Consider the following 18,998-nt stretch of genomic DNA (forward strand, 5'->3'; position numbering starts at 1 on the left):
TCAAATAACCAGCGCTGCTATGGCCGCAGACAGCACGCTGACCAGCGTTGAGCCATAAACCAGTTTCAGACCAAAGCGGGAAACCACGTTACCTTGCTCTTCGTTCAGGCCTTTAATCGCGCCCGCGATAATGCCAATTGAGGAGAAGTTAGCAAAGGACACCAGGAACACCGACAGGATACCTTCTGAACGCGGGGAGAGAGTGGATGCGATCTTTTGCAGATCCATCATCGCCACGAATTCATTCGATACCAGTTTGGTTGCCATGATACTGGCGACTTGCAGCGCTTCGTGAGCCGGCACACCCAGCACCCATGCAATCGGGTAGAAGATGTAACCCAGAATGCCCTGGAAGGAGATGCCCAACACGGCAGCGAACAGGGCGTTCAGGCCAGAAATCAGCGCGATAAAGCCGATCAGCATCGCCGCAACGATAATCGCCACTTTGAAACCAGCCAGAATGTATTCGCCCAGCATTTCAAAGAAGCTCTGGCCTTCATGCAGTTTCGCCATTTGCAGGTTTTCTTCGCTCTCATCCACGCGATACGGGTTGAGCAGCGACAGCACGATAAAAGTACTGAACATGTTCAGCACCAGTGCCGCAACAACATATTTCGGTTGCAGCATGGTCATGTACGCGCCAACGATAGACATCGAAACCGTCGACATTGCGGTGGCGGCCATGGTGTACATGCGATTTTTGGACATCTTGCCGAGGATATCTTTATAAGCAATAAAGTTCTCGGATTGACCCAGAATCAGGGAGCTAACGGCGTTGAATGATTCCAGTTTGCCCATACCGTTGACTTTAGACAGCACGGTACCTATAGCGCGAATGATGATCGGCAACACACGAATGTGTTGCAGAATACCAATCAGAGCAGAGATGAAGACGATCGGACACAGCACTTTCAGGAAGAAGAATGCCAAACCTTCGTCATTCATTTTACCGAAGACAAAGTTAGTCCCTTCGTTGGCAAAGCCGAGCAGCTTTTCAAACATCTCTGAAAAGCCTTTCACAAAGCCCAGGCCGATATCTGAGTTCAGGAAGAACCAGGCCAGTAAAACTTCAATAACCAGCAGTTGAATAACAAAGCGAATGCGGATTTTTTTACGATCGCTGCTTACGAGCAAGGCAAGCAGCGCCACAACAGCAAGCGCCAGTACAAAGTGAAGAACGCGGGACATATTTGCTCCAAATATGAGACGGGTAGAAATTTCGTGCACATTCTATGCAACAAGGAAAAAGAAAACGAGATCAAAGACACACTATATTAATGTCCTGTGACCAGACTCAAAATTAGTGATCAAATATACATTTCTGTTATGTTACGTAAAGACGTGAAAAGTTGCGTTACACTGCTAGACTCTTAACACAACGCTGCGGCTAATCCTATTGCCGTTGTCACCATCCTTGTCATTCAGCCCTTCTATCGTTTCTGGCTATCAGAGAAATCAGGCAAACCTATTTAAATGATCTTGATAATCATTCTCATTTTGATAGCATCAAACATAGCAAAGGCTATATTTAGGGGCAATAAATGAACAATAGTCGCGTTGAGAGTAGTACCGGTCGAGCAGCGCGCAAGCTTAAGTTTGCTTTAATGGGACCTGCGTTCATTGCCGCGATTGGTTATATCGATCCGGGTAACTTTGCCACCAACATTCAGGCGGGGGCGACGTTTGGTTACCAGTTGCTATGGGTCGTCGTCTGGGCAAACCTTATGGCGATGCTGATCCAGCTTTTATCCGCTAAGCTCGGCATCGCGACCGGAAAAAATCTCGCCGAACAGATTCGCGATCACTACCCGCGCCCGCTGGTGTGGTTTTATTGGGTACAGGCGGAAATCATCGCCATGGCGACCGATCTGGCGGAATTCATTGGCGCGGCGATTGGTTTTAAGCTGATCCTCGGCGTGTCACTGTTGCAAGGCGCGGTGCTTACCGGGATTGCGACCTTCCTCATTTTGATGTTGCAACGGCGCGGGCAGAAACCGCTGGAAAAAGTGATCGGTGGCCTGCTGCTGTTTGTCGCGGCGGCGTATATCGTCGAGCTGGCCTTTTCGCAGCCGAAACTGGCGCAACTGGCAAAAGGCGTGGTTATTCCATCACTACCGGGAACGGACGCCGTGTTTCTTGCCGCAGGTGTGCTGGGCGCGACCATCATGCCGCATGTCATCTATCTTCACTCTTCCCTGACACAGTATTTGCATCAGGGCACGCAACGTGAACGTTATTCAGCAACCAAATGGGATGTCGGCATCGCAATGACCATTGCCGGGTTTGTTAACCTGGCGATGATGGCAACCGCGGCGGCGGCGTTCCATTTCAATGGTCATACCGGTGTTGCCGATCTCGATCAGGCGTATCTGACGCTGGAGCCGCTGTTAAGCCACGCGGCCGCCACGATTTTCGGCCTGAGTCTGGTCGCGGCAGGTCTCTCTTCAACCGTGGTGGGAACGCTGGCCGGGCAAGTGGTGATGCAGGGTTTCGTGCGGTTTCATATCCCGCTGTGGGTGCGTCGCAGCATCACCATGATGCCGTCGTTTATTGTTATCTGGCTGGGGCTGGATCCGACGCGCATTCTGGTGATGAGCCAGGTATTGCTGAGCTTCGGGATTGCGCTGGCGCTGGTGCCGCTGCTGTTTTTCACCAGTAATCAAAAACTGATGGGCGAGTTGGTGAATACCACCTTGGTTAAACGCGCGGGCTGGGTGATTGTTGTGCTGGTGGTGAGTTTGAATAGCTGGCTGCTGGTGGGGTCAATCGCGGATCTGTAATTAGTAGGCCGGATAAGCGCAGCGCCATCCGGCAATCAGAGTATAAAACGCCTTAATGATGGTGCCCGCGGCCGTGGCCACGTCCCGGTCCGCGATGGTCGTCACGGTCGCGCCAGCCTTCCTGGTAACCGCGCTCGTAAGATTTGCGTTTGTCCCAACCGCGATGCAATCCACGGTCATGTTTATGCCAGCGGTTGCCGCGCCATTCATAGTGACGGCCCCAGTAATTACGGTCGCGCCAGTGCCCGCCGTCCCAGTAGTTACCATAATTATCGCGATCGCCAATTTGTAATTTAATAGACGGCAACAGGGTGATTTCGCCAGCATTAGCGACCAGTGGCGCTGTAGCCATTAACACTGCTGCCAGAATCAGTGACCTGAACATAATTCTTCTCCTTCACGATCGGGCCGAGGCGGCCAGTGGCAGCAATATTACGGGGCGTTACACCCCGTAATAATGGCCAAACTCCTAAATAAAAAATGGCAGCACTTTTTGCTAAAGGCGTGGTGCTATTTCGCACCGCTGAGGATGGCGTCGATCTCTTTGCACTCTTGCGCGCTGAAATGGCGGTTCGCCAGCATACCCACCGCATCGTCCAGTTGGCTGGTTTTGCTTGCACCAATCAACACCGACGTGACTTTGCCACCGCGCAAAACCCATGCCAGCGCCATTTGCGACAGTTTCTGACCGCGCCGCTCTGCCACATTATTCAGCGCCCGCACGGTCGCGAGTTTTTCTTCGGTAAGTTGATCGGGATTGAGGAAGCGGCTGCCGCTCGCCGCGCGGGAATCCGCCGGAATGCCATGCAGATAACGGTCGGTGAGTTGCCCGCCAGCCAGCGGTGAAAAGGCAATGCTGCCGACGCCATTTTCCTGCAACACATCCAATAATTCCGCTTCAACCCAGCGCTCAAACATGGAGTATTTCGGTTGATGAATCAGGCATGGCGTACCGAGATCATTCAGGATTTCAATCGCTTCGCGCGCCTGCGCTGCCGGGTAGTTGGAAAGCCCGACATACAGCGCTTTACCCTGACGCACAAGCTGATCCAGCGCGCGCATGGTCTCTTTTAGCGGCGTTTCCGGATCCGGGCGGTGATGGTAGAAAATATCGACATACTCAATGCCCATGCGCCGCAGGCTTTGATCGAGGCTGGCAATCAAATATTTGCGCGAGCCCCAGTCACCATAAGGCCCGTCCCACATGGTGTAACCGGCTTTGCTGGAGATAATCATCTCATCCCGATAAGGCCGAAAATCCTCCTGCAAAATGCGCCCAAAGTTACTTTCGGCAGAGCCAGGCGGCGGCCCGTAATTATTTGCTAAATCGAAATGCGTAATCCCCAAATCGAAGGCGTGGCGCAGCAACTGCCGGCTATTTTCCAGCAACGTCGCGTCGCCAAAGTTGTGCCATAGCCCGAGCGATACCGCCGGTAATTTCAGCCCGCTGTCACCGCAGCGTTGATAAACCATCTTTTGATAACGTTCTGGATCTGCCGCATAAACCATAAAAAGTTCCTTTATATCGAGGAAACGCGAAGAGTATCGACAAACTCGCTGTCGGCCGGAGGGCAATCTGTGACAAAGATCGATAATAATGGGGCTCTCGTGATATGGTCGTTGTCGTTACAGCGCCTTGAATTTACAGTGTGCCAAAGATTTGTTCTGACTTTAGCGGAGCCGTAAAAGAATGACAAAATATGCTTTAGTGGGGGACGTGGGCGGCACTAACGCGCGCTTAGCGTTGTGTGATGTTGATAGCGGTGACATCTCCCGGGCCAAAACCTACTCCGGCCTCGACTATCCCAGCCTGGAAGCCGTTGTGCGTGTTTACCTTGAAGAACACGATGTCAGTGTTGAAGCCGGTTGTATCGCAATTGCCTGCCCAATTACCGGTGACTGGGTCGCGATGACCAACCATACCTGGGCTTTCTCCATTGCCGAAATGAAGAAAAACCTCGGCTTCTCCCATCTGGAAATTATTAACGACTTTACCGCTGTATCAATGGCGATCCCAATGTTGAAACCCGAGCACCTGATTCAGTTTGGCGGCTCTGCGCCTGTGGAGGGTAAACCGATTGCCGTGTATGGCGCAGGCACCGGGCTTGGCGTCGCGCATCTGGTGCATGTCGATAAACGCTGGGTAAGCCTGCCAGGCGAAGGCGGTCATGTGGATTTCGCGCCGAACAGTGAAGAAGAGGGGATTATCCTCGAAGAATTACGCGCCGAAATCGGCCACGTTTCCGCCGAACGCGTCCTTTCCGGCCCTGGCCTGGTCAATCTGTACCATGCGATTGTGAAATCCGACGGTCGTCTGCCGGAAAACCTGCAACCGAAAGACGTCACCGAGCGCGCGCTGGAAGATAGCTGCATCGACTGTCGCCGTGCGCTGTCGTTGTTCTGCGTAATTATGGGGCGTTTTGGCGGCAACCTGGCGCTGAATCTCGGCACCTTTGGTGGCGTCTATATTGCGGGGGGGATCGTGCCGCGCTTCCTCGATTTCTTCACTGCTTCCGGTTTTCGCGGCGGGTTTGAAGATAAAGGGCGTTTCAAATCCTATGTGCAGGATATTCCGGTCTATCTGATCGTGCACGATAACCCAGGCCTAATCGGTTCTGGCGCGCATTTGCGCCAGGCGCTGGGTTACTTCCTCTAAAGATTCATTAACTGCCTGAATTCTTTTACCTTACTACGGCTGACGGGAACCTGAAAATCCAGGTCCCGCAGCCGTAAAATATAGGTGTTGTTAAACCACGGTTCGATCTCGCGGATTTTATCCAGATTCACGCAGTACGAGCGGTGGCAGCGAAAGAAATGCGCCGCAGGCAGTTTGCTGCAAAACTCGGTGATGTTCATCGGCATCACATAAGATTCCCGCTTCGTGTAGACGAACGTCATCTTCTCATGCGCTTCCGCATAATAAATATCGTGAATGCTGGTCACGATAATGCGCTCATCTTTGATCAGATTGATAGTCGCATTTTCCCGCGCTTGCGGGCTGTTAGCTGCGCCGGATTGCTGCTGCCAGGCGGTTTCCAGCTTTTGCAGCATATTGATGATGCGCGACTCCTGATACGGTTTCAGAATGTAGTCAAACGCTTCCAGCTCAAAGGCTTCCACCGCATGCTCTTTCCAGGCGGTAATAAACACGATAAACGGCTTATGGGCGAACTGGCTGATGTTTTGCGCCAGCAGTACGCCGTCCAATGACGGGATATTGATATCGAGAAAAATGACGTCAACTTTGTTGTGCTGTAAATATTTCAGCACGTCGAGACCGTCATCAAACGTGCCGACAATCTCCATTTGGCTGTGCGCTTTAATCAGCCAGCTCAGTTCCTGTTGCGCCAGGATTTCATCTTCAACAATGATGACTTTCATCGGTTTCTCCTGTCACGGCAACACGGTCGCAAGCGACGGCTGGTGAGGAACATAAAACGCAATTTCCGTGCCCGGCGTGAGGCGGCGAATATGCAACCCTTCGCCATAAAGCAACTTCACGCGCTGGTGGACATTCAGCAAACCAATCTTATTACCCGGCATTTCGTCCGCTTCAACTCGGGCGATCATCTCTGGATCGATGCCGTTACCGGTGTCGCGCACCGCGATGCGCACGCGGTTGCCGCACTCTTCGACACTGATATTCACCACGCCTTTACCCTTACACGGCTGAATACCGTGCACAATGGCGTTTTCCACCAGCGGCTGGATTAGCAAGCTAGGAATGACGCAACTGACCTCTTCATCAATGTCATAAATGACCGTCAATTTATCGCCGAACCGCGCCTGTTCAATGGCGATGTAATCCTTGATTTGATAGAGCTCTTTTTTGATATCGATCTGCTCATCGTCTTTTAATTCAATGTTATAGCGCAGGTAGCGCGACAAATTAAAAATGAGCTGCCGCGCGGTATCCGGGTTCAGACGGATGGACGACGAAATAGCGTTCAGCGCGTTAAACAGAAAATGCGGGTTGATTTTGCTTTGCAGCGCGCGCAGCTCGGCTTTGTTTGCCATTTCCCGCAGTTGCTCAGCGCGAGAAACTTCCAGTTGCGTTGAGATAATCTGCGATAAGCCGACCGCCATCTCCTGTAACGAGGAGGTAATTTGGTGCGCATGGCAGTAGTAAATTTTTAGTGTGCCGGTGACGATGCCTTGCTCGCGCAGCGGGATCACCAGCATCGAATGGATTTCCGGCGTTCGGTGCGCTTCATCATTGTTTTTAATGATGATTTCGCCGGTGTTGATTGCCTGGTAAGTGGTCGGGCTAATAATATCGTCACTGTCGAGGTAGTTGCTTTCACCGACGCCAACATAGGCCAATACATGGTCAACATTGGTGATGGCCACCGCATCGGCGTCAATATCCCGGCGGATGATGTCACAAACCTGGCGCAAGGATTCGCTGTTGACGTTACGGAACAAGGGCAGGGTTTTATTGGCAATATCCAGCGCCAGCTTCGCCTGGCGACCGGCGATAGCCTCTTTTTCCCCTTCGACGCTTTGCACCAGCAGGACGATAAAACCGATACAAACGGTGCCGAGGATCATTGGCGCGCCGATTTTCGACACAATATCAAACCCCAGCGCCGCCGACGGTGCCCACAGCACCACCAGCGTCATGGTCAGGGTTTCGCAAATCATCCCGCCGATAATGCCCACCCGCCAGTGCTGCGCTTTTGGCACTTTTCGGTTAATCACGCCGGACATCACCCCGGCAATGATGCTGGTGATAAAGCAGGGGATCGCAGTCACGCCGCCGATATCAATCAAATAACGATGCGTCCCGGCAATGATTCCCGTGATGATTCCGACCCACGGGCCGAACAAAATACCGCCGGACATCACCGCAATAATGCGCACGTTAACCAAGGAACCTTCAACCGGAACGCCAGACCAGGTACTGAACAGCGCAAACAGGGAAAAGATGGCCGTTACGCCCAGCAACTCTTTCGGTGAGTGGGCTGTTTTGTGCAGCAACTCGCGGAATAGGCGGATGCGAATCAAGAAAAACAGGCAGATCAGCATTAATGCCGCACGGTCGAAAACCGCCAACAGCATATCGAATATTTCGTGCACGGGAGGCTCATGTGATGGACGTCAAACTTCTATGATAAAAAACCCTGGGACATATGACCAGACATCCTATTGATTAGATGAATGAGGAAAGACCACTTTTCCAAAAGGGGATTTAAAGGCGTCAAAAGAATCTACGCGAGCTCCAGCAAATAGCGGTTTATCAAGGTAATTTTATTTTTATCATATTGTTAAATTTAATGAGCAATTTGGCGATAAGGGGAAAATATAAAGTTCCCTTTCCTAAATCATGCTTCCGCTTTTATGCCAGTGCATTATTTTTCCTAATCCCTCTCGACAGCAGGAAATTTTTCGGGCTATGTTCTAAACACGCTGCACGTGCAGCGACGTCGCTCGGACGGTCCGGGCGCTAACGTTACTCCGAGGAATCTATGGCTGACTTCAGTCCTGAACGTCGTTTTACGCGCATCGATCGTCTTCCCCCCTATGTATTTAATATCACTGCTGAACTGAAAATGGCTGCGCGACGTCGCGGCGAAGATATTATCGATTTCAGTATGGGCAACCCCGATGGCGCAACCCCGCCGCATATCGTTGAGAAACTGTGCACTGTGGCACAACGCCCGGATACCCATGGTTACTCGACCTCGCGCGGTATTCCGCGTCTGCGTCGGGCCATTTCCCGCTGGTACCAGGATCGTTATCAGGTGGATATCGACCCGGAAACCGAAGCCATCGTCACCATTGGTTCAAAAGAGGGGCTGGCGCATTTGATGCTGGCAACGCTGGATCATGGCGATACGGTGCTGGTGCCAAACCCGAGCTATCCGATCCATATTTATGGTGCAGTGATCGCCGGGGCGCAGGTGCGATCCGTGCCGCTGGTTGAAGGCGTCGATTTCTTTAATGAGTTGGAACGCGCGATCCGCGAAAGTTATCCGAAGCCGAAAATGATGATTTTGGGCTTCCCGTCGAACCCGACCGCGCAGTGCGTGGAATTGGAGTTCTTCGAGAAAGTGGTGGTGCTGGCGAAGCGCTACGATGTGCTGGTGGTTCACGATCTCGCCTATGCCGATATTGTTTATGATGGCTGGAAAGCGCCGTCGATCATGCAGGTGCCGGGCGCGCGCGATGTCGCGGTTGAATTCTTCACCCTGTCGAAAAGTTACAACATGGCGGGCTGGCGCATTGGGTTTATGGTCGGTAATTCGGTGCTGGTTAACGCGCTGGCGCGCATCAAAAGTTACCACGATTACGGAACATTCACGCCGTTGCAGGTGGCGGCCATCGCCGCGCTGGAAGGCGATCAGCAATGCGTACGCGATATCGCCGCGCAGTACAAACGCCGCCGCGATGTGCTGGTGAAAGGCCTGCACGAAGCGGGCTGGATGGTTGAAATGCCGAAAGCGTCGATGTATGTGTGGGCGAAAATTCCCGGGCCTTATGCGGCGATGGGTTCGCTGGAGTTTGCCAAAAAGCTCCTGAAAGAGGCCAAAGTGTGCGTTTCGCCCGGCATCGGGTTTGGTGATTATGGCGACACGCATGTGCGTTTCGCGTTAATCGAGAACCGCGATCGTATCCGCCAGGCGGTGCGCGGCATCAAAACCATGTTTCGCGCCGATGGACTACTTCCGGTCACGCAGAAGGGTACGACGGAAGACTTGGAATCATAAAAAAAGGAGCCGAAAGGCTCCTTATTTTTTTCTTGCAGTAATCGCTCAGGTCAGATCATCAGGGCGAAGGTACCGGCCCAAACAATGACCATCACCGAAATGCCCATAAAGAAATATTTCACGTTCATCGCTCCGCATACAAAGTATGCATTCATGACCTATCAGGACTGAGTATAGAGAGGTGAAACTACGCCAAAGTGAAAATGAGAGTTTTCTCCCTTTCGGCCACAGCTCCATCTCAGAATTTCGGGTGAATTCATCACCAAACGGGGGCTAATGTACGCTTAATTTTTAGGCCTTACAAGAGCCTTTTTTCTATTTAATTTTAGTAACTTACAATGTGTCGGGCTTTGGCGACACAATACTTTCGCTGCTAAATAAATCAGCGTTGAGCGACGAAATAATGCTGGTGCTGAAACGCTTCATTTCCGCTTGAATTATAAGGCTAATTTTTTGAGCTAACTCACATTCTGTACAAATCCGGAATTGGACGGCAGCAGAAAAGTGGGCGCACGGCAGACAAAAAAATAATTGGCTGTGCAGTTTTGACGACTAACTATGCGCAGTTGACAACGCAATCATTATGCAAATAAATGTCTATACAACCTATGACAAGGGAAACGTATGATTGAGCTGACCTCTGACGATCGCATCTGGCGCAACGCGACGCTGGCAACCATGGATCCCACGCTTTCACACGCTTATGGCCTGCTTGAAAAACATGCCCTTGTGGTGCGTAACGGCAAGATTCGTGCCGTTGTGCCAGACGTGGAGCTTCCGGCAAACCCGCCGCATAGCGTGGATGTTGAAGGCCGCCTGGTGACGCCCGGTTTGATCGACTGCCACACGCACCTGATTTTTGGCGGTAACCGCGCACAGGAGTGGGAACAACGGCTCAATGGCGTTTCCTATCAGCAGATCAGCGCGGCGGGCGGTGGGATTAATGCCACCGTGCGGGCGACTCGCCAGAGCAGCGAAGCGGAACTGACCGCACTGGCGCAGCAGCGGTTGGTAAGGCTTATGCGTGAAGGCGTCACCCTGCTTGAAATCAAATCTGGCTACGGTCTTGACCTTGAAAGCGAAGAGAAAATGCTGCGCGTGGCTGGCTTGCTGGCGCAGAATAATGCGGTTGAAATCAGCCGTACTTTGCTCGCTGCGCATGCAACGCCGCCCGAATATCAAGACGATGCGGATGGCTATATCCAGCTTGTTTGCGAAACCATCCTGCCTGGGCTGTGGCAAAAAGGCTTGTTCGAGGCCGTTGATGCATTTTGCGAAAACGTGGGTTTCACCCCGGCGCAAACCGAACGTGTGTTTCACGCCGCGCGTGCGCTGGGCATTCCGGTAAAAGGCCATGTTGAGCAACTCTCACCGCTGGGCGGCGCGCAACTGGTCAGCCGCTTTCAGGGCTTATCCGCCGACCATATTGAGTACCTTAGCGAAGCAGGCGTGATGGCGATGCGCGCCAGCGGCACCGTAGCCGTGCTGCTGCCTGGCGCGTTCTACTTCCTCAACGAAACGCAAAAACCGCCGGTAGAACTGTTGCGCCAGCAACAGGTGCCGATCGCGGTTGCCACAGATTACAACCCCGGCACCAGCCCGTTTGCCAGCCTGCATCTGGCGATGAATATGGCCTGCGTGAAATTCGGTCTGACGCCGGAAGAAACGTGGGCGGGCGTCACGCGAAACGCCGCACAGGCGCTTGGCCGCCAGCATACGCACGGTCAGTTAGCCGCAGGTTTTGTCGCAGATTTTGTGGTGTGGGATGCCGCGCATCCGGTGGAGATGGTGTACGAACCGGGCCGTAACCCGCTCTATCAGCGCATTTTTCGCGGCGAGGTGAGCGCATGAATTTGTGGCATCCGGTTGAGCAATCGGTCTGGCAGGGTCGGGACGACAGCGGCGAAGCGGCGAACGCGCTTCGCGTTTTTCAGACGCTGACAAATACGGGCGAATTCGCGCCACAACAGCATCGCGGCAAGGTCGCATTGCTCGGTTTTGAATGCGATGAAGGCGTTAAACGCAACCTGGGTCGCGCCGGTGCCGCGCAGGGGCCGGATGTGCTGCGTAAAGCGCTGGCGAATATGGCCAGCCATGCCGGGCACGAACAGTTAGTGGAGATGGGTAATCTCCGCGCGCAGCAGGAGCAACTGGAGCGCGCGCAACAGGCGCTGCATGATGCGGCGCTGGCCTGCCAGCATGCGCAGATGCGGACGTTGGTGTTCGGCGGCGGGCATGAAACCGCGTTTGGTCATGGTTCTGCGGTTCTCGACGCCTTCCCGCATGAGCGGGTTGGCATCATCAATCTGGATGCGCATCTTGATTTACGCCATGCGCCTTATGCAAGTTCAGGCACACCATTTCGCCAGTTGGCGCTGCATTGCGAGGCGCAGCAGCGTGATTTTCATTATTGCTGCATCGGTGCCAGCCGGGCGGCGAATACACAAGCATTGTGGGATGAAGCCGCGCGTCGAGAAGTGACGGTAATTGAAGATTTGTCCGTGCTGAATGCGTTTGATGCCCATGTATTGCCGGAAATCGAACGCAATATCGTAAGCTACGACAGGCTTTATTTGACCATCGATCTCGACGTGCTTCCCGGCGGGGAAATGCCCGCGGTTTCAGCGCCTGCCGCGCTCGGCATCCCGCTCTGCTTGCTGTTGCGTATTGTTGAGCCGCTGTGTCGCAGCGGTAAATTGCAGGCGGTCGATCTGGTGGAGTTTAACCCCGCGTTTGACAACGCCGGGCAGGGTGCCAGAGCCGCGGCGCGGCTGGCATGGCAAATCGCCCACTGGTGGCAGCAATAACGGTATATTCGCCCGATAACTGAGATAAGGAATAGCGCGCATGTTTTCGCCCCGCCCCCGACTTGCACCCGCCAGTGCGCCGGTGCCTTTTTATGAAAAAGTGAAGCAGGCTATCAGCGAGAAGATTTACGACGGCACATGGCACCCACATGACCGCATTCCGTCTGAAGCCGAGTTGGTGGCGCAATTTGGTTTTAGCCGCATGACCATCAACCGCGCGGTGCGCGAGCTAACGGACGAAGGCTTGCTGGTGCGTTTGCAGGGCGTCGGCACCTTTGTCGCCGAGCCTAAAGGCCAGTCCGCGCTGTTCGAAGTGCGCAGCATCGCCGATGAAATCGCCGCTCGCCACCATCAACATCGCTGCGAAGTGTTGCTGCTCGAAGAGACGCGTGCCGACCTGACGCAGGCCGCCGCGCTAAATGTGGAAGAGGGGACGCGGATTTTCCACTCAAAGATGGTGCATTTCGAAAACGAGATACCGGTACAGATTGAGGATCGCACCGTCAATGCCGCAGTCGCGCCCGACTATTTGCAACAGGATTACACGCAAACCACCGCGCATGCCTATTTGTCGCTGGTCGCGCCATTGACCGAAGGGGAACATATTGTCGAAGCGGTACAGGCAACCGCAGAAGAGTGCCGCTTGTTGCAGATCAAAGAGCACGATCCCTGCTTGCTGATTCGCCGCCGAACCTGGTCGACCTCACATATTGTTTCTCACGCCCGCCTGCTTTTCCCCGGCGCACGCTACCGTTTGCAGGGCCATTTTAGTTCCTGATCCCTTCGCGCCTGCAAAAGCGTGATTGCTGGCGCACTATCATAAAATTGTATCTTTATTGTTAAATCCTGCCTTGCGCGGTTCAATTGTATAGACAAGTATAGGTGTTTAGACACCCAACGCCTGATTCAGGAGAACAACGATGCCGCACACCCTTTCTCGCCAGCAGGTAATCCGCGCGCCACGAGGCACGACGCTGAACGCAAAAAGCTGGCTTACCGAAGCGCCGTTGCGCATGTTAATGAATAATCTCGATCCGGATGTGGCTGAAAATCCCAATGAACTGGTGGTTTATGGCGGCATCGGGCGCGCGGCACGTAATTGGGAATGTTATGACGCCATCGTTGAAGCGCTAAAAAAACTGGAGCACGACGAAACATTGCTGGTGCAGTCCGGCAAGCCGGTTGGCGTGTTTAAAACCCACGACAACGCGCCGCGCGTGCTGATTGCCAACTCGAACCTCGTACCGCATTGGGCGACCTGGGAGCACTTCAACGAACTGGATGCGAAAGGGTTGGCGATGTACGGCCAGATGACCGCCGGAAGTTGGATCTATATCGGCAGTCAGGGAATCATCCAGGGAACGTATGAGACCTTTGTTGAAGCCGGGCGTCAGCATTATCACGGCAATTTACAAGGGCGCTGGGTGTTAACGGCGGGGCTTGGCGGAATGGGCGGGGCGCAACCGCTGGCGGCAACGCTTGCCGGCGCCTGTTCGCTGATTATTGAGTGCCAGCAGAGCCGCATCGATTTCCGTCTGCGCACGCGTTATGTCGATGAGCAAGCCACTTCTCTGGATGACGCGCTGGCGCGAATTAAGGACTACACGGCGCAAGGTAAAGCTGTCTCCATTGCGCTGTGCGCCAACGCGGCAGAGATTTTACCGGAGCTGGTCAAACGCGGCGTGTGCCCGGATATGGTGACCGACCAGACCAGCGCGCACGATCCGCTGCATGGTTACCTGCCGCAAGGCTGGACGTGGGACGAATATCAACGCCGGGGCGAGTCCGATCCGCAGGGCACGGTGCAGGCTGCGAAACGCAGCATGGCGCAACACGTTAACGCCATGCTGGCGTTCAGCCAGATGGGCATTCCGACCTTCGATTACGGCAACAATATCCGCCAGATGGCCAAAGAGATGGGGGTGGCAAACGCCTTTGATTTCCCCGGTTTCGTTCCGGCCTATATTCGCCCGCTGTTCTGCCGGGGCATTGGCCCGTTTCGTTGGGTGGCGCTCTCCGGTGATGCGCAGGATATCTACAAAACCGATGCCAAAGTGAAAGCGATGATTGACGATCAGCACCTGCACCGCTGGCTGGATATGGCGCGCGAGCGCATCAGTTTTCAGGGCTTACCGGCGCGGATCTGTTGGGTGGGGCTGGAGTGGCGGCAAAAACTGGGGCTGGCCTTCAACGAAATGGTGCGTAGTGGCGAAGTCTCCGCGCCGATTGTGATTGGCCGCGATCATCTGGATTCCGGCTCGGTCGCCAGCCCGAACCGAGAAACCGAAGCGATGCGCGATGGCTCCGACGCGGTGTCAGACTGGCCGCTGCTTAACGCCATGCTCAACACCGCCAGCGGCGCAACTTGGGTGTCACTGCATCACGGCGGCGGCGTTGGCATGGGCTTTTCTCAGCATGCCGGGATGGTGATTGTCTGCGATGGCACCGATGAAGCGGCGGAACGCATTGCTCGCGTGTTACATAACGATCCGGCAACCGGCGTGATGCGCCACGCCGATGCGGGTTATGACAGTGCGATTGCATGCGCCGCAGAGCAGGGGCTTAATCTTCCGATGATCGCCGCAACGCAGGGGCACCGCTAATCATGAACAATCTCAACCTTATTCCCGGTCAACTGACTCTGGCGCAGTTGCGCGCTGTTTACCATCAGCCGCTGCACCTGACGCTTGATGACAGCGCATTTGCCGCCATTAATGACAGCGTGGCGTGTGTGAATGCCATCATGGCGGAAGGGCGCACGGCATACGGCATCAACACCGGTTTCGGCCTGCTGGCGCAAACCCGTATCGCCACCGACGATCTCGAAAACCTGCAACGCTCGCTGGTGCTTTCCCACGCTGCGGGCGTTGGCGAACCGCTGGACGATGCGATGGTGCGTCTGATGATGCTGCTGAAAGTGAACAGCCTGGCGCGCGGGTTTTCCGGCATCCGCTTGCAGGTGATTCAGCTGTTGGTAGGTATGATCAACGCGGGCGTTACGCCGTGGATCCCCGCAAAAGGCTCGGTTGGTGCTTCCGGTGATCTTGCGCCGCTGGCGCATATGTCACTCACTTTGCTTGGCGAGGGCAAAGCCCGCTGGCAGGGGAAATGGCTGCCGTCCACCGAAGCGCTGAAAAACGCCGGGCTGGAACCGCTGACGTTAGCGGCGAAAGAGGGGCTGGCGCTGCTTAATGGCACGCAAACCTCTACCGCGTTTGCGCTACGTGGCTTGTTTGAAGCCGAAGATCTGTTTGCTTCGGCAGTGGTTTGCGGTGCGTTGACCACCGAAGCGGCGCTGGGCTCTCGTCGCCCCTTTGATGCGCGAATTCATGAAGTGCGCGGTCAGCGTGGGCAAATTGATGCGGCGGCGTTATATCGCCATCTTCTGACCGATGACAGCGCGATTGCGCAATCTCACCACAACTGCAACAAGGTGCAGGATCCCTATTCATTGCGCTGCCAGCCGCAGGTGATGGGCGCGTGTTTGACACAACTGCGTTTCGCTGCCGACGTGTTGCTCACCGAGGCTAATGCGGTATCGGATAACCCGCTGGTTTTCGCCGCTGAAAACGAGGTGATCTCTGGCGGCAATTTCCACGCGGAGCCGGTGGCGATGGCGGCAGACAACCTCGCGCTGGCGATCGCCGAAATCGGTGCGCTGTCGGAGCGGCGCATCGCGTTGTTGATGGATAGCCATATGTCGCAACTGCCGCCATTTCTCGTGAAAAATGGCGGTGTAAACTCCGGCTTTATGATTGCCCAGGTCACCGCGGCGGCGCTGGCAAGCGAAAATAAAGCGCTGGCGCACCCACACAGTGTCGATAGCCTGCCGACATCGGCAAACCAGGAAGATCACGTTTCGATGGCGCCTGCCGCCGGTCGTCGCTTATGGGAGATGGCGGCGAACACGCGCGGCGTCATTGCCGTGGAGTGGCTCGCCGCCTGCCAGGGGTTGGATATGCGCGAAGGGCTCGCCACCAGCCCATTGCTGGAACAAGCCCGCCATCTGCTGCGTGAGCAGGTTCCTCATTACGATAAAGACCGCTACTTCGCACCGGATATCGACACGGCGATGCAGTTATTGCGCGAGCGGCAACTGACGCGGCTACTGCCGGAGGGTTGTTTGGCCACATTTGATGGCTGATTTCAAAAAACGATAAGGAGATATGATGGATTCAGTGACTTCCGGTTATGTCAGCGAGTTGGTAAATTGAGCGACTGAACCTAAAACTCGACCAGAAGGGAATTCAGGGTGACCGGAAAAATTGACTATCAAATTGAAAAGTACAGCTTTACGGAGATCGCCGAGTCAGCACGTCTCGCGCAACAGTGGCGAGACGTGCTGGAGGAGTGCCGACAATTGCAAGCCGGAGCAGAAGAGCGGCTGCGAATCGCGCTGCTGAATGTTGATTACGTCACCAGTTTTGAGCTTCCTTTCCGATTGTTGCTCACCCGCGCGCCGCAGCTTATTGCCGGGGTGCGTGAAGAATTCCAGCTTGGTCAGAAAAACGTCCTCTTCAATGGTAAGCGTTTTGGCTGCGTCTATAGCGTGAAAACCGATTTGAGTGAGATCCCCGACGAGTTTCAGTATCGCCTTGCAACCCGCATCCGACGGGCGGATTCAACCGGCACAACGGCTGCGCCTTACCAGCAAATCGCCAAAGAGGTGAAGGCTCCGCGTGAGCGGCTTAAGCTGGCGTTTGAGTCAGGTTTAGAGGTCACTGCACTCGACGGGTTATTTTGGTTTGGCAGCCAACGCATTGCCGCGGATATTCAAAGGTTGAGAAAAACGGGCATGGTGATAGCAACAGCGGAAACGGAAGTGTTTGATAACGTTACCGGTACGACAAGGCTGATTCCGGTTTATCGCAGTAACAATCATTAAGAGGATAGATACTGGTGTCCCCTGCAGGAATCGAACCTGCAACTAGCCCTTAGGAGGGGCTCGTTATATCCATTTAACTAAGGGGACTTTATCAAGGTAATTTTGCTTTAATCCTTGAGCGCCCGCATGGTACCGCAAGTGTGCGCCCTGACTCAATATTTTCGTTCGCGGTTGCTCGCTTTGTGCACGCTTGCTGCGCTTTTCGCAGAAACCTCACTCAGCATAAAGCGCATTGGCAATAAACGTCCCCGCGATGATTTGCGGGGAAGGAGGAAACTAGAGTGACACGTTTGAAACCGTACCCGCAGGGATATGACTGTAATACCAATACTCATTATTGATTTCGACAGATTTCATCTTGTCTGCATCAAGTGTTTTTTCAGTGTCATTAACCTTAATGGTGATCGGTTGGGTAATCGGCTGCTGGCTGGTGATAATAAAATCCCCCGTTGCATTACTGTAGGCGGTTTTCCCTTCGGGAAGGTTTAGCACGTTGCCATTCGCCATCACTGAATAATCAAAACCCACTGTTTTTCTATAAATGTTACGAACATTATAGTATTCACCGTAAACCGCCGGGTCATGGAAGAATCCGAACTGACCACCGCTATTTTGCAGTTTAATGAAGTGATAATCAGGGATCATAAAGTTCGCATTTCCTTGCGAAACTTCTTTATTAATAATACTCAGCCGGACAACTTCCTGCTGTGCCACGCGCGCATAACTTTTGTATGTCAATATATAAGACCATATAAATGTTCCGGCACACAAAAGCGTTATTACTATCGTTCCAATGACGGCTTTTCTCACTCCGCTAACTAAAATGCTGTAGGCAATAAAAGAAATGGCGATCAGGAAAAACATAAATGTTCCGTTCACCACCCTGTCCGGATATGACGGTGATGCAAACATGATCAGTACTGTTCCGATACCAACACAGATCATGAGAATTGCCGGTGCAATATATTTCTTATCGATTTTAGAACGGATGTCTTTATTAAAAATAGCTAATAGTACGAGCAGGAACAGGACAACATAGCAAATCCAAATCAGCGCCAGATGATTATGTACACGCTCTGTTAAGTGAATGGAGATGCGCTCAAACAGTGATTTTCCGTACCAAAACGTTTTGTCACCGGCACGTACAAAATTCCCCGGGGACAAGATAAGGGTGCAGGAGCCAATTAACGTGAAAAGAGTATAGATGACTTTGTTTTTAGAGACGGATTTCGTCATCCAATATTCATAGGCCATTGTCAGAGCAGAAAGCATAACGACAAAGGGTGAAACGCTTTCATTCGAACAACCGGCCATAAAACTCAGAAGGATGATTAATGGGCTGACCTTTTTAACGTTGTCTGTCGTAATTTTATAAATAAAGAAAACCCAGGCGGCAACAAACAAATTTGTCCATAAATAATTCGCCGCACCGACAATCCAAAATGTTGTCTGCCCTAAATTAGGGTTCGCTATCCAATAAGTGAAAAAGATTAAGGGTACGAGAATATAGTCACTCTTTTCCCAGCGCAGGGTCTTACTGGGGGTTTTTGCAATAAAATAACAAAATGCTAAAGCGGCAGCCGCTGTAGTAAACGAATAAACAAATTGTGATTCAGTATAAAGAATCAAGGAACTTGCATAATCCGCAATGATCCTGCCACTCCATGTGAGGTAATGATGAATATGGGTTTCAGGCGAAATACCTAAAAGAAAATAGCGGTAATCATCAGAGTGAATCGGCGTAAGCCATTCAATGGCAAAAATAGCCATAAAGGCTACCAGCAGAATTATTGCTTTGGGTAATTTCTCTAACATA

15 protein-coding genes, 1 tRNA gene and 1 pseudogene are annotated in these 18,998 nt (G+C 53.2%); 9 read left to right on the forward strand and 8 right to left on the reverse strand.

Going from position 1 to position 18,998, the window contains the following annotated elements; genetic code table 11:
• Entirely contained in the window at nt 1-1,188 is a 1,188-nt protein-coding gene (locus AAEY27_RS06980; RefSeq protein WP_342324179.1) for a NupC/NupG family nucleoside CNT transporter, read from the reverse strand.
• A gap of 353 nt (nt 1,189-1,541) precedes the next feature.
• Between AAEY27_RS06980 and AAEY27_RS06985 the strand changes: the two genes are divergently transcribed.
• Nucleotides 1,542-2,780, forward strand: coding sequence for an Nramp family divalent metal transporter (locus AAEY27_RS06985; protein WP_342324180.1), 1,239 nt, complete (start codon nt 1,542-1,544; stop codon nt 2,778-2,780).
• 52 nt (nt 2,781-2,832) lie between these two features.
• Here AAEY27_RS06985 and ypeC read toward each other — a convergent pair whose 3' ends face one another.
• Nucleotides 2,833-3,165, reverse strand: coding sequence for a DUF2502 domain-containing protein YpeC (gene ypeC / locus AAEY27_RS06990; RefSeq protein WP_342324181.1), 333 nt, complete (start codon nt 3,163-3,165; stop codon nt 2,833-2,835).
• A 125-nt stretch (nt 3,166-3,290) separates the two neighbouring features.
• Complete coding sequence (gene mgrA, locus AAEY27_RS06995) at nt 3,291-4,289, reverse strand: L-glyceraldehyde 3-phosphate reductase (protein ID WP_342324183.1); 999 nt, start codon at nt 4,287-4,289, stop codon at nt 3,291-3,293.
• Nucleotides 4,290-4,470: 181 nt separating this feature from the next.
• Here mgrA and glk point away from each other — a divergent pair, with 181 nt between their 5' ends.
• Nucleotides 4,471-5,436 (forward strand): glucokinase, encoded by a 966-nt coding sequence (gene glk / locus AAEY27_RS07000; RefSeq protein WP_342324184.1) that lies wholly within the window; start codon nt 4,471-4,473, stop codon nt 5,434-5,436.
• On the opposite strand, the gene AAEY27_RS07005 is transcribed toward glk, so the two are convergent.
• Nucleotides 5,433-6,161, reverse strand: a complete 729-nt coding sequence (locus AAEY27_RS07005; RefSeq protein WP_342324186.1) for a LytR/AlgR family response regulator transcription factor — start codon at nt 6,159-6,161, stop codon at nt 5,433-5,435. The two genes, glk and AAEY27_RS07005, sit on opposite strands and share 4 nt — an antisense overlap.
• A gap of 12 nt (nt 6,162-6,173) precedes the next feature.
• Nucleotides 6,174-7,859: a sensor histidine kinase gene (locus AAEY27_RS07010; RefSeq protein WP_342324188.1), complete on the reverse strand. Its 1,686-nt coding sequence runs from the start codon at nt 7,857-7,859 to the stop codon at nt 6,174-6,176.
• Nucleotides 7,860-8,248: 389 nt separating this feature from the next.
• Here AAEY27_RS07010 and alaC point away from each other — a divergent pair, with 389 nt between their 5' ends.
• Entirely contained in the window at nt 8,249-9,490 is a 1,242-nt protein-coding gene (alaC, locus tag AAEY27_RS07015; protein WP_342324189.1) for an alanine transaminase, read from the forward strand.
• A 50-nt stretch (nt 9,491-9,540) separates the two neighbouring features.
• On the opposite strand, the gene ypdK is transcribed toward alaC, so the two are convergent.
• The gene (ypdK, locus tag AAEY27_RS07020) at nt 9,541-9,612 is read right to left on the reverse strand and encodes a membrane protein YpdK (RefSeq protein WP_099458783.1); all 72 of its coding nucleotides are present in this window, start codon (nt 9,610-9,612) and stop codon (nt 9,541-9,543) included.
• 461 nt (nt 9,613-10,073) lie between these two features.
• Between ypdK and hutI the strand changes: the two are divergent.
• The 6 genes and pseudogenes from hutI to AAEY27_RS07050 all read left to right on the forward strand — a co-directional run bounded on the left by hutI (nt 10,074) and on the right by AAEY27_RS07050 (nt 17,182).
• Nucleotides 10,074-11,341 (forward strand): annotated as a pseudogene (gene hutI, locus AAEY27_RS07025) (imidazolonepropionase).
• The gene (gene hutG / locus AAEY27_RS07030; RefSeq protein ID WP_342324191.1) at nt 11,338-12,297 is read left to right on the forward strand and encodes a formimidoylglutamase; all 960 of its coding nucleotides are present in this window, start codon (nt 11,338-11,340) and stop codon (nt 12,295-12,297) included. The pseudogene hutI and the gene hutG overlap by 4 nt, the downstream one beginning before the upstream one ends.
• Before the next feature lie 40 nt (nt 12,298-12,337).
• Complete coding sequence (locus AAEY27_RS07035) at nt 12,338-13,075, forward strand: histidine utilization repressor (protein ID WP_342324193.1); 738 nt, start codon at nt 12,338-12,340, stop codon at nt 13,073-13,075.
• 142 nt (nt 13,076-13,217) lie between these two features.
• Complete coding sequence (hutU, locus tag AAEY27_RS07040) at nt 13,218-14,900, forward strand: urocanate hydratase (RefSeq protein ID WP_342324195.1); 1,683 nt, start codon at nt 13,218-13,220, stop codon at nt 14,898-14,900.
• A gap of 2 nt (nt 14,901-14,902) precedes the next feature.
• Nucleotides 14,903-16,441, forward strand: coding sequence for a histidine ammonia-lyase (hutH, locus tag AAEY27_RS07045; protein ID WP_342324196.1), 1,539 nt, complete (start codon nt 14,903-14,905; stop codon nt 16,439-16,441).
• Nucleotides 16,442-16,549: 108 nt separating this feature from the next.
• Nucleotides 16,550-17,182: a DNA-binding protein gene (locus AAEY27_RS07050; RefSeq protein WP_342324197.1), complete on the forward strand. Its 633-nt coding sequence runs from the start codon at nt 16,550-16,552 to the stop codon at nt 17,180-17,182.
• Between the two features lie 12 nt (nt 17,183-17,194).
• Here AAEY27_RS07050 and AAEY27_RS07055 read toward each other — a convergent pair.
• Together AAEY27_RS07055 and AAEY27_RS07060 are read right to left on the reverse strand one after the other, a co-directional pair.
• A tRNA-Arg gene (locus AAEY27_RS07055) sits at nt 17,195-17,269 on the reverse strand.
• A gap of 189 nt (nt 17,270-17,458) precedes the next feature.
• Complete coding sequence (locus AAEY27_RS07060; protein ID WP_342324199.1) at nt 17,459-18,997, reverse strand: DUF6056 family protein; 1,539 nt, start codon at nt 18,995-18,997, stop codon at nt 17,459-17,461.
• Nucleotide 18,998: the final 1 nt, after the last annotated feature.

Source organism: Kosakonia sp. BYX6, assembly GCF_038449125.1.
GTDB lineage: Bacteria > Pseudomonadota > Gammaproteobacteria > Enterobacterales > Enterobacteriaceae > Kosakonia > Kosakonia calanthes.

Coding starts and splice junctions, on each gene's coding strand:
- AAEY27_RS06980 (WP_342324179.1), bottom strand. CDS start 1,188: ATGTCCCGCGTTCTTCACTTTGTACTGGCGCTTGCTGTTGTGGCGCTG.
- AAEY27_RS06985 (WP_342324180.1), top strand. CDS start 1,542: ATGAACAATAGTCGCGTTGAGAGTAGTACCGGTCGAGCAGCGCGCAAG.
- ypeC (WP_342324181.1), bottom strand. CDS start 3,165: ATGTTCAGGTCACTGATTCTGGCAGCAGTGTTAATGGCTACAGCGCCA.
- mgrA (WP_342324183.1), bottom strand. CDS start 4,289: ATGGTTTATGCGGCAGATCCAGAACGTTATCAAAAGATGGTTTATCAA.
- glk (WP_342324184.1), top strand. CDS start 4,471: ATGACAAAATATGCTTTAGTGGGGGACGTGGGCGGCACTAACGCGCGC.
- AAEY27_RS07005 (WP_342324186.1), bottom strand. CDS start 6,161: ATGAAAGTCATCATTGTTGAAGATGAAATCCTGGCGCAACAGGAACTG.
- alaC (WP_342324189.1), top strand. CDS start 8,249: ATGGCTGACTTCAGTCCTGAACGTCGTTTTACGCGCATCGATCGTCTT.
- hutG (WP_342324191.1), top strand. CDS start 11,338: ATGAATTTGTGGCATCCGGTTGAGCAATCGGTCTGGCAGGGTCGGGAC.
- AAEY27_RS07035 (WP_342324193.1), top strand. CDS start 12,338: ATGTTTTCGCCCCGCCCCCGACTTGCACCCGCCAGTGCGCCGGTGCCT.
- hutU (WP_342324195.1), top strand. CDS start 13,218: ATGCCGCACACCCTTTCTCGCCAGCAGGTAATCCGCGCGCCACGAGGC.
- hutH (WP_342324196.1), top strand. CDS start 14,903: ATGAACAATCTCAACCTTATTCCCGGTCAACTGACTCTGGCGCAGTTG.
- AAEY27_RS07060 (WP_342324199.1), bottom strand. CDS start 18,997: ATGTTAGAGAAATTACCCAAAGCAATAATTCTGCTGGTAGCCTTTATG.